The sequence below is a fragment of the Chryseobacterium sp. SIMBA_028 genome, from assembly GCF_046535285.1.
Taxonomy (GTDB): Bacteria; Bacteroidota; Bacteroidia; order Flavobacteriales; family Weeksellaceae; genus Chryseobacterium.
The window spans coordinates 146,371-157,003 of record NZ_JAWRWZ010000007.1 but is presented as its reverse complement, the minus strand read 5'-3'; the positions used below and the strand labels follow the sequence as shown (position 1 = coordinate 157,003).

6 protein-coding genes and 1 tRNA gene are annotated in these 10,633 nt (G+C 36.7%); 4 read left to right on the top strand and 3 right to left on the bottom strand.

Going from position 1 to position 10,633, the window contains the following annotated elements; all coding sequences use genetic code 11:
* The 4 genes from SCA31_RS11085 to SCA31_RS11070 all read left to right on the top strand — a co-directional run bounded on the left by SCA31_RS11085 (position 1) and on the right by SCA31_RS11070 (position 8,184).
* Positions 1 to 4,605, top strand: coding sequence for a hypothetical protein (locus tag SCA31_RS11085; protein ID WP_410697062.1), 4,605 nt, complete (start codon positions 1 to 3; stop codon positions 4,603 to 4,605).
* A gap of 205 nt (positions 4,606 to 4,810) precedes the next feature.
* A complete protein-coding gene (gene map / locus SCA31_RS11080; RefSeq protein WP_410697060.1) occupies positions 4,811 to 5,575 on the top strand; it encodes a type I methionyl aminopeptidase in 765 nt (254 codons plus the stop codon).
* Positions 5,576 to 5,768: 193 nt separating this feature from the next.
* Positions 5,769 to 7,301 (top strand): M20/M25/M40 family metallo-hydrolase, encoded by a 1,533-nt coding sequence (locus tag SCA31_RS11075; RefSeq protein ID WP_410697059.1) that lies wholly within the window; start codon positions 5,769 to 5,771, stop codon positions 7,299 to 7,301.
* Positions 7,302 to 7,488: 187 nt separating this feature from the next.
* Complete coding sequence (locus SCA31_RS11070; protein ID WP_410697057.1) at positions 7,489 to 8,184, top strand: hypothetical protein; 696 nt, start codon at positions 7,489 to 7,491, stop codon at positions 8,182 to 8,184.
* 105 nt (positions 8,185 to 8,289) lie between these two features.
* Here SCA31_RS11070 and SCA31_RS11065 read toward each other — a convergent pair whose 3' ends face one another.
* The 3 genes from SCA31_RS11065 to SCA31_RS11055 form a co-directional block, all read right to left on the bottom strand.
* A complete protein-coding gene (locus SCA31_RS11065; RefSeq protein ID WP_410697055.1) occupies positions 8,290 to 9,180 on the bottom strand; it encodes a DUF2490 domain-containing protein in 891 nt (296 codons plus the stop codon).
* Between the two features lie 291 nt (positions 9,181 to 9,471).
* Positions 9,472 to 9,558: transfer RNA gene (locus SCA31_RS11060), tRNA-Ser, on the bottom strand.
* Positions 9,559 to 9,603: 45 nt separating this feature from the next.
* Positions 9,604 to 10,632: an asparaginase gene (locus SCA31_RS11055; RefSeq protein ID WP_410697053.1), complete on the bottom strand. Its 1,029-nt coding sequence runs from the start codon at positions 10,630 to 10,632 to the stop codon at positions 9,604 to 9,606.
* Between the last annotated feature and the right edge of the window lies 1 nt (position 10,633).

The window sequence follows — 10,633 nt, the reverse complement described above, 5'->3', positions numbered from 1 at the left end:
ATGTCTTTCAATATAAATAATAAAAAAGCATCTTCAGGAATTCTTCCTGTCACTAACCCTCTTGTACAATCCAACTGCCTGTATCTACAGGCGGCTGGGTCCAAGGGAGAAGAAAGTACTCTGGGTATTCACCTAAGATGGACCCTGAAAGGACCGTTAGCAGAACATTTACCCAAAGGAGACCACTATGGAGGTCCACCCAAAGGATTTAATAAACAAAATGACTTTGTCCGTGTTTATAGAACCAGATATGAACCTCAGGTAAGAGAACTTAATCTTACGAATCAGCCAACCACGGTTATTGATTCCGAAGGATTGTGGTTATATGGTAATAGTGAAGACGGAATGTTCCGTGTATACTTCAGAAATAAAAACAAATATAATGAGGTAAGAAACCAAACAGATCCCTTTTCAAATCCTGCGGGATTTATAGAGCAGTATGGAAGTAATCTTATTGAGGTAGAATCCAATAAAAAATTATTCTTTGCAACACAGCTTACCTCCGGTAATAATGGATCTGCCAAAACAGAAGTTCTTTCTGTAGAAACCAATCTTGCAGGGCTTTCAAAAAATGTTACCTTCAGAAAGAATATCTCAAATTTTTCACAAAAAATCTTTGCTGAAAACGGAAGAAGTATTCGTTTTATTCCAACAGGTACTGTTATTACCAAGGTTAATTTTGAGTTCTATGATGATATTATTTTCAAAAGAAATTGGGAAGAAATTGGAAAATTTGGACTTTCAGTGGATGATGGAGAGGTTTTACGCAGGCTAGAACCTAATCCGGATAGACCTGTTCACGCTGCCTGGGCCAGATATAACGATGATGAATTTGTAAATCTCAGAAACTATGAGACAAAATGGGGACATATGCCACAGCAGGAAAATACCATTAGGGATTCTGTTAAAAGGTATTTAGACCTTAGCCAGAACCCGGATAATCACTTAGCTATTGATCATTATTTTTCAACTGATAACCCTGATGATTCAAATCCCCTGGAATTCTCTCATTTTAATAACCTTCAGATGGCGGGATTAGATTATCATGTCGCAAGAATGCTTGGGTTAGGACATCTGGATTTAAGAGACGAAGTTTATGATGGAAATCAGTATTTATATATTGCTCACTATGAAACTCTTGTGGATTTTCATACGGGAGAGCCATCCACAAAAATTGATCATCTTTCAATGTCTTTGCCAACTTCCTTAGAAGATCAGCGTCTGTCTCTGCCAGTTCGTTTAAAAGCACCGGTTCCAGGAATGGTTTCAGCAGATCCTACGGCAGGAACTACAATGAGCAGCCTTACTGATGCCAATGGATATACCCATGACGGAACAGGAAGATATTTAAGCTTGATGATTGAAGAGCTGGCTCCGGATGAACCCGCGAACAGTCCGTTTTATTACACAACTCAAGAGTTTGATATGTCCAAGTTCACGTATCCTGTATCTGTAGGAATTGAGTATAAAACTAAAGGAGATCCTAAATGGAACCTTCCGGAATTACCAAATGATCCTAATTTCCTGAACGTATACTCAAATGGAGATGAAGCACACAACGAAACGGTAGCTATTGCTATTCCGGATTTTGGAAACCCAGCATTTGTACACAAAGAAACAAGATCAGGAATCCATGTATATGGATCTTATGGAGTAAACTGGTTCTCAAGAGCAACATCTTCACCTATTATCCAACAGGTAGAATCAAAAATTAAACCTGCCAATACCTTATTACCTCCATCCAGTATCAGTGCATTCCTAGTACAGGAAGAGCTGCCAATATTGCTTACATCACAGAATGAGCAGGATATGTATAAGCTAAATCCGGCTACTGATAAGACCTTGGTGAGACTTACTATGGAGTATGATGCTTCACAGGATATGATTTCCTACCAAAAAGCAATTAATGGAGTAGAGTTATCTACCTTTAATCCTTTACCAGATAATGAAGAGCTATTTGCAGATAAAATAGAAGTTTTCTACCGTCCTGAAGCATTAAAACAAGTTTTCGGAATGATTGATACCGTCACGGATCTGCCTGGAAATCCCTTAATTTCTGTAATTAAAACAAAGGCATTGCCACTAACCAGTGCCGGAGTTAATCAGATGATGACCCCAACTATTCCTGCGGCATCTTTCCCTAATTATATCGGAGGTATCTTTAGCGTAGGAACAGATGATTATACGATTCATAATATTGTGCCAGGTTCAAGCCCGGACTTTCCGATTTTTCATATTCTGAAAATGCAGATTGGAAATGCATTCGGACAAAATACTCCGATTCCTTTTGATCCTGCGAACTTTTTAGTGCCAAGTGCCAATGTATCTTTCATGGTGGCAGAGAATATGCAAAATACAAGTTCATGGGGAGCGGTAAACCCTCATGCTCTTAAAATTCAGATTGGAGATAACTGGCCTATTCATACAGAAGAGATTACCGTAGAATCAGGTCAGGCACCGGATATTACTTACAATACGTACTACAGGAAATTTAGAGGTATTAAGAAGAATGCAACCATCACAAGAGTTAACGAACCAGGCGTTGCATTTACAGGATTATATGAATTTAATTTCTCAGGATATACTTTGAATAAGCATCCTCAATACTCTGATATTCCAGGTAAAGACAGTGTACAATGGTACAGAGGAAGTATTCGTGTGTCTGCAGTAGGACAACAGGGAGCAGAGAAAAGAATACTTAAGGTGATCCGCATAGATAATATCGGAAGTGGTGATTTAAAAGTTTTTGCTTTGGACGAATCCCATAGTGATACAAACCCTCTACAGCCCAATGTTCCAAGAACGGAAGAAGTGAATTTCTATCCAGGGTACAGAGCCTATCTTCACTACAATGCACCATGTCGTTTGACTAAGGATCATGTGATTCCTCAAGCCCCGGATGTGTTAGAGAAATACAGCATTTTCGGAGCCAGAGCTATAGACAACACCTATGTAGGATATAATTCAAGGATTTCTATCCCAACCATGATGTTTGGAAGAAGAATTGAAGCTCCTGCAACTCCGGAGGCACCAATGGGATCTAAATTTGCAACCAGACCGGATTATTTCGGACGTTCATCATACGCTTTTACAACGCAGTTTACGCACAGGCCGTTTAGCGTGATGTATCTTCGTAGTAATGATGATATTCTGTTAAGTTCACTCTATAACTATACAGAAGGAAATTATGAGGAGCCAACAGTTAATTCTATAGAATATATCAGAGACAAAAACAATGATGAATTCTTCAATACAAGGTTATTAGAATTGGCAAATGCTGGCTATAATGCAGCGACAAAACTCTTTACAGTGCATAATGGCTTTGGTTTCCCACTTCCGGATAATGAAGATTTATTCAAGAATATTAACTTGTTTATTAAAGACCATAATAAACATTTTCAGGAGAGTATCAATCCCGTAGTTCCGTCTCAGATGACTCATTTGGAACATCAAATCATTCCAGCACATCCAAGTGGAAAATATGGGAAAGTAACATTCTATGATTTTATTAAACAGACTATTCAGAATTCATATGTACCATTAACAGAAATTCCGATCTTGTATCAGCATATTAAAGGAGGAGACTATCAGCCTGTTCCAAAAGCCCAGGTGATCAGAGATAAAAGCGGAGCCTATTTGAACCCTACCTCTCCAGATTTCGATATGGCACCTATGATGAAAGTAGTAGGAAATAATAAAACAACATTTGTAGATTTTACATTAGATGGTGCTTCCACAAGTGTTTATTTCTACTCTGTAAAAGAAGTCAATGCACAGCTTGTACAGGGAGAGATGAGTACAGCGGTAGGACCTGTAAAGATGGTCAATTCATTCCCTCTAAAAACACCGGAGATCAAAAGTGTGATTCCTGTTTTAGAAGAAAAAGAATTAGGTATTTTACCTAAAATGCAGATAACGATCAATTCTTATAAAAAGATATATAACGTTAAGAAAGCAAAGCTTTATCGTGCCCTTACCATGCAGGATGCCGTTTCTGTAAGAACTATGAAGCTTGTAAAAGAGCTGGATTTGGAAGCCGCAGGTGTTTTGAATGATAAAGTCTGGACATTAGAAGATGATTTTGAAGATTTGGTTCAATTTCCGTTCAGTGATCCATTATATTATCGCGTAACCGTGGAGGCAGAGGTAGAATATGCAGAAGCAAACTATACAGGAAATCCGCAATCTGATGTTGTTGTAACAGAATATGCTCCTTCGGAGGCATCGAAAATTATGATTACAACCATTACGGAAAATGTATTGCCAAAATCTCCAATAATAAAGTTTTCAGGAATTCCTGGTAGACAAGGATACACTAATGTAACATTTACATGGAGTAAAATGGCCTATAAAGCAAAATACCATGTTTATAAAATGTCTGGCCAAGGAAACTGGAAGAAGATAAAAACGTTGGAAAATATTAATACCCCAATAAAAGAAGTTATTAAACTGGCATTGAAAGATACTGATTTGGGAACTGGGACTCTTCTTTATAATGGACTTGATGGAACTGCATTATCTCATCACTTTAAAATAGTCACTGAAAATACAGCAGGAATGTTGAGCCAAGATGAAAATATTTTAACCGTCAACAGAGGCTTTTAATTATATTTAAAATATAAATTAAACCAAAAACATCTACCTATCAGGTAGCAATAACAGGGAGTATCATTGGGTACTCCCTGTTTTATTTTTACGAGCTCAGAAAAAGAATATTTTATTTCTTTAACTTTGTAGTTTACAGCGACTAAAAACATTTCAGATAGGTTTGCAGTCCTTGGAGTTTATATCAATAATCAAAATAAATTGTATGTCAATTACAAATGAAGATCAGTTAATCGGAATGCAGAAAGTAAGTGAAGCCGTTGCTTACACCCTGAGAGAGATGACAAAGTATGCCCAACCCGGTATGACAACAAAGGATCTTGACGAATATGGAGGCAAAATACTGGCAGATCTTGGAGCTAAATCAGCTCCCTATCTCACCTATGGATTTCCGGGATGGACCTGCATAAGCGTAGATAATGAATTTTGCCATGGCATTCCATCAGAACAACGGGTATTAAAAGAAGGGGATCTGATTAATATAGATGTTTCTGCAGAACTGGATGGATATTGGGCCGATAATGGAGGTTCATTTATCATTGGAAAAGATATTCACCAACATCAAAAACTGGTGGATGCCTCTAAAGATATTTTACAAAAAGCAATTGATAACATCAAAGGAGGTGTGAAGATCGCCGATATTGGATTTCTCATGGAAACCGAAGCCAAGAAAAGAGGTTTTAAAGTCATTAAAAATCTTGCAGGCCATGGGGTAGGGAAAAGCTTACATGAACAACCCGACGAATTGCTGAATTACAAAAATCGTTTTGATTCAAGACGCTTCAAGAAAAACTCTGTAGTAGCCATTGAGACATTTATTTCCACTTCCTCAAATCTTGCCGTAGAGCTTAAAGATGGATGGACAATGGTAGGAAATAAAGGCGGTTATATGGCACAACATGAGCACACCATTGTAGTGACAGACGGAAAACCAATCATTCTGACCCAAATGAATGAAATATTGAATTAATATCTTACTGATTTAAATAAATACAATCCCTTTCTAAACCTAGAAAGGGATTATTTGTTTGCATAAAATAACTTAGAGACTCAACAGGTTTTTAAATAGAATATATCATTGAAAAGCCCTGTTTTAAAATTGTTAAAGACCAAATACTTTACTATATTTATACAATCAAACCACTTCACAAAATCTATCTGCTATGAAAAAAGTTCTTTTAGCCATTCTGGGTATTCTTATTATTCTTGCTGCCGTACTCTTGATCAAGACTTACACTTATCCTTTTAAGAAAAATACATCTGGAACTGGTGAGGGCTGGAAACCTGTGAAAAATGACTCAGCAGTAATGCGGTTGTCAGGAGGAATAAAGATTCCAACTGTTTCTACAGGGAGTTTGGGAGAATTTAATTATGCTCCTTTTGGTCAGTTTAAAGAATATTTAAAAAATTCCTATCCATTGGTGTATCAGTACACCGAATATGTTGAAGTGAATCAGTATGGTTTAGTATACAGACTTAAAGGAAGCAACACAGGACTTGAACCCATTTTATTTCTGTCCCACATGGATGTGGTTCCTCCAGGAGATGCCGATATAAAAAATAATGAAGAAAATGTATTCAGACCGGATGACAAACCATCAGAACCTGTTTCCAAAGTTTCCGAGGATTGGGATTATGCCCCTTTTTCAGGAGCTGTTGCCAACGGAAGAATCTACGGTAGAGGAGCTATAGACATGAAAGGAATGCTTTTTTCCTTAATGGAATCCATGAATAATTTGATTAAAAATAAACAAATACCGCAACGTGATATTTACCTTGCTTTTGGTTTTGATGAAGAAGTGGGCGGACAAAAAGGAGCCATACAGATTGCAGATTATTTTAAGAAAAAAGGGCTGAAGTTTGATGCAGTATATGATGAGGGCGGATTAATCATGAGAAAAGGAAACGTAGCTGGTGTAGATGCAGATGTTGCTGTAGTAGGGTGTGCCGAAAAAGGATTTCTTTCCGCCAAAATAAAGGTAAAGGGACTTGGAGGACATTCTTCTATGCCTCCAATGGAAAGTGCCATTGGAAAAGCAGCTGTGATTATGCAGCGGCTAGAAGATGATCAGATGAAACCTGTTATCACCCCATTAATCAAAGAATTTTTTAATAACATCGGAGGAGCTATGCCGTTTACCACCAGATTAGCATTGGCAAACCAATGGCTTTTAAAACCAGTACTGATCTCACAGCTCACCAAAAATAATACAACCAATGCATTGGTAAGAACCACCACAGCTTTAACGATGATGAAAGGAAGTGATGGAACCAATGTACTCTCTCCTGAAGTAGAATTTGTTGTTAATTTCAGACTTCTACCGGGAAATACGGTAAAAGATGTTCGGGAGCATATTGCAAAGGCAACCAAAGGCTTTGACGTAGAAGTAGAAGAGATTGATAATACAAGAGAAGCCTCTTCAGTATCTCCTACCAATACAAAGGCATTCAAATTAATAGAAGCGGGGGTGAAAGAAATTTATCCCGGAGCAATCGTATCTCCTTACCTTACAATGGCGGGTACCGATGCCGGTAAGTATGAAATTGTAAGTAAAAATGTTTACAGATTTATGCCTATTAAAATCAACAGCTCAGAGCAGCAGAGTATCCACAGTACCAACGAATATCTCAGCATAGAAAACTATATGAAGATGATCCATTATTTTGAGTATCTGATGAAAAATTATGACAAATAATCGTTGAAAGTTCAATCATTTTCAATCTTAAAATCTGTTTCCTAATGTCAGATATCTTGATTTTAGGAAACAGATTTTTGTTTTGCTGTCCCTCTCTTGATTCTACATAATATTTCAAAAGAAAATATATTGCGTCAAGTTTTGTCGCATTACCGTAATAGCTTTGTCATATCAAAATTACAGAGCTATGGAATTGCCATTTTACTTAAACTTTAAAGACTTTGAAAGCCACTATTATGATAACCTTGAAAAATGGTTTGAAGAATATTATAATACAAATGAAACAGACTATTTGAAAGCTCTTGTAGCTTTATATAGCCCTTACCTTTATTACAATTTTACAGAAAATAAGCTAAAGGCAGATGCTTTCATTGAAATTAAAGACTGCTTTTTTCCTTATCATGAAAGAATTGGAATCTCTTTCTGTACCGATTGTGAAAAAGGAAATTCCTCTAAAAAGGCATTAAACCATATATTTGAATTTAAAAATATTTCGATGATGGAATATGCACAGCACATTCTGGATAAAGTCAACAAGTATTGTTCAAAAAACAATAATGCTTTAAACGGAAATAAAAATATTCTGGATTATATCAATGATCATCATATTGTTACCTCCGTAGATGGGGTAGGGTATTGTATCAGCTACAATCGTCATCAGAAAGTAATTCCCTTTTTGAAAGCGTATCTGCCATATTACGGACAGACCGTAAATATGGAGACCTACAAGGATTTTATTTTTTCCATTGCTGATATTGCTGAATTTATTGATCAGAAACTGAAGACAGTACGCGCATTTGAGCATTCTATTTATCATCATTCAAGAGCTGAAGCAAAATTCAAGGTACAAATGAGTCGTCAGTTTCTCACCTTATGTAACTAAATTTTACACCAAACATTCATACTTAATTATATTGTGGAAAATCTTGTGTTTTCCAAGCAAAAATCCCGGTCAGAGATGGCTGGGATTTTTATATTCATTGAATGATTACTTTTTATAAGGTATGTTCCAGATCAGATCGGCTGCCAGATAATGTACTCCGCCTTTATGAATACTTTTACTACCCTGAATCAGATCATCCATATATCCGATATCTACGGTAAAAGGAGAATGTGGAATATTAAACATATAATAAGCAGAAAGACGCATTTCCCGATAACCAAAAGAATTCCAATGCTGTTCAGGTTCATTAAGATGACTCACAGAAAACAGAGCTTCGGCACTTATGGCCAGGTTTTGATTATTCGTAGGAGATACATTGTAGGTCAACTGGCTTTTGATACGGGTTCTTAATTGAAAATCCTCTTCCACCTTATGAAAATCAGTATCAAAGAACTTTCTGAATTCCTGTCGGACAGTATTTTTTAATTTAAATTTCTTTCCAAGATTAAAAGTATAGGCATATCGTCCATAGATCCTGAACTCCTGTTCCGTATTTTCTTTTTCATAAGGAGCATCACTTTCATATTGAGGTTGTCTTCTGTAGCTGATGGCATAGCTGTATTGCTGATGAGGAGCAAAAGAATTGTAAACCTCATGATTTAATACAAAAATGGCTTGCTTTGAAAACAAATTGTCATTGTCCGGACTACTTTTGCGCCCTATAGCAATATAGCTCATTGTTTGCTTTTTTCCCACTGAATCCAGCTGACGCTTTACTCCAAATGCAGACCAGAAAGCAGTATTGGCATCTCCCAGACCCGGAGGACTGATTTGTGCATGTATTACACTTCCCATATATCCTAATATACTAAAAGCTACAAGAATTTTCCTGATACTGAATATGCCGGATAAATGCTTTACTATAAATGTTAAAACCTGTAAAACCATAAGATTAGATAAGGACAACGGAGATACCGCTTGAGGATATTTTATCATGACAAATTTAGATGCTTTATGTATTGAATGATTATTGAAACATATTCAATACTGTTTAAAAACAAGACAAAAGTAGAATTGGATTTAGGATAGATTTAGGAATAGAAAACCAGATTGTAATTTTTGTTAAGTACAAATTATAAAATGAATCTTAACAAAAGAAAATAGGCAAACAAAAAGATATTGTGGAAAACCTGTGGATAACTTGTTGATAATTTGTGGAAAATGATATTTTAAATGTTATCCAAACGGGCAAAAAAATAAAGCGTTGATATACAACGCTTTATTTTGCAGAGAGGAAGGGATTCGAACCCTCGATACAGTTACCCGTATACTACCTTTCCAGGGTAGCTCCTTCAACCACTCGGACACCTCTCTTTTTGAGATTGCAAAAATAGGATATTTTATTTAAATACCAAATTTTTAGTGCATTTTTTCAGCAGTAATTTCTCCGCAAAGGCTTTTGGTAAAGTTATCCGCGAAACTTCCGGAGTAATTAGGATTGTCTATCAGGTGCATAGCTTTAGTTATAGCTGTCTCTGCAGTCATATCTCTGCCGCTTATAGCTCCTATTCTTGAAAAAATATTACTGTTTTCATATTTTCCAAACGAGATACCTCCTGAAATACATTGACTTACCACTACGATTTCAGTGCCATTATTTCTGATTTCCTGAAGTGTTTCCTGCGTTTTTGCACTACTGAATATCGTTCCTGAACCAAATACCTGCAGAATAAGAACTTTCATTTTAGGAATTTCTCTAAAGTGGCTCAAATGCATGCCCGGGAAAATCCTCCAGAATAAAATGTCCTCAGAAATATGTTCATCCACGTGAAATTCTACTTCAGGATCACAACGGAAGAGATTATCCTTGATAATATTTAAGTGAACCCCGGATTGCCCTAAAATAGGGTAGTTGGGACTTGAATAGGCATCAAAATACTCCGCAGAATACTTCAGTGTTCTGTTACCTCGTAATAATTTATATTCGAAATAAATGGCAACCTCCTGAATAACCGCTTCATCATTCTCATAAAGACTTGCATAGTAAAGGCTGGTAAGAAGATTCTCTTTAGCATCCGTTCTCAGATCACCAATGGGAAGTTGGGAACCGGTCATAATTACAGGTTTTCTTAAACCTTTTAACATGAAGCTTAGTGCCGAAGCTGTATAAGACATGGTATCTGTTCCGTGAAGAATCAGGAAACCGTCATAGTCATGATAATTTTTTAGAATATAGTTGGCGATTACTCTCCATTCCTCAGGTCCCATATCCGAAGAGTCCAGTGGTTTTGCAAAGGGATGCACGAAAACTTCACATTCCATAAGCTTCATTTCAGGCATCTTTTCAAAGATATTACCAAAATCAAAGGCACGGAGACTGCCGGTTTCATAATCTTTTTCCATACCGATGGTTCCTCCGGTATAGATGAGCAGGACTTTTCGCTTCATG

Excerpts from the sequence above, each read along its gene's own strand:
- SCA31_RS11085 (WP_410697062.1), top strand. The coding sequence starts at position 1 with ATGTCTTTCAATATAAATAATAAAAAAGCATCTTCAGGAATTCTTCCT.
- map (WP_410697060.1), top strand. The coding sequence starts at position 4,811 with ATGTCAATTACAAATGAAGATCAGTTAATCGGAATGCAGAAAGTAAGT.
- SCA31_RS11075 (WP_410697059.1), top strand. The coding sequence starts at position 5,769 with ATGAAAAAAGTTCTTTTAGCCATTCTGGGTATTCTTATTATTCTTGCT.
- SCA31_RS11070 (WP_410697057.1), top strand. The coding sequence starts at position 7,489 with ATGGAATTGCCATTTTACTTAAACTTTAAAGACTTTGAAAGCCACTAT.
- SCA31_RS11065 (WP_410697055.1), bottom strand. The coding sequence starts at position 9,180 with ATGATAAAATATCCTCAAGCGGTATCTCCGTTGTCCTTATCTAATCTT.
- SCA31_RS11055 (WP_410697053.1), bottom strand. The coding sequence starts at position 10,632 with ATGAAGCGAAAAGTCCTGCTCATCTATACCGGAGGAACCATCGGTATG.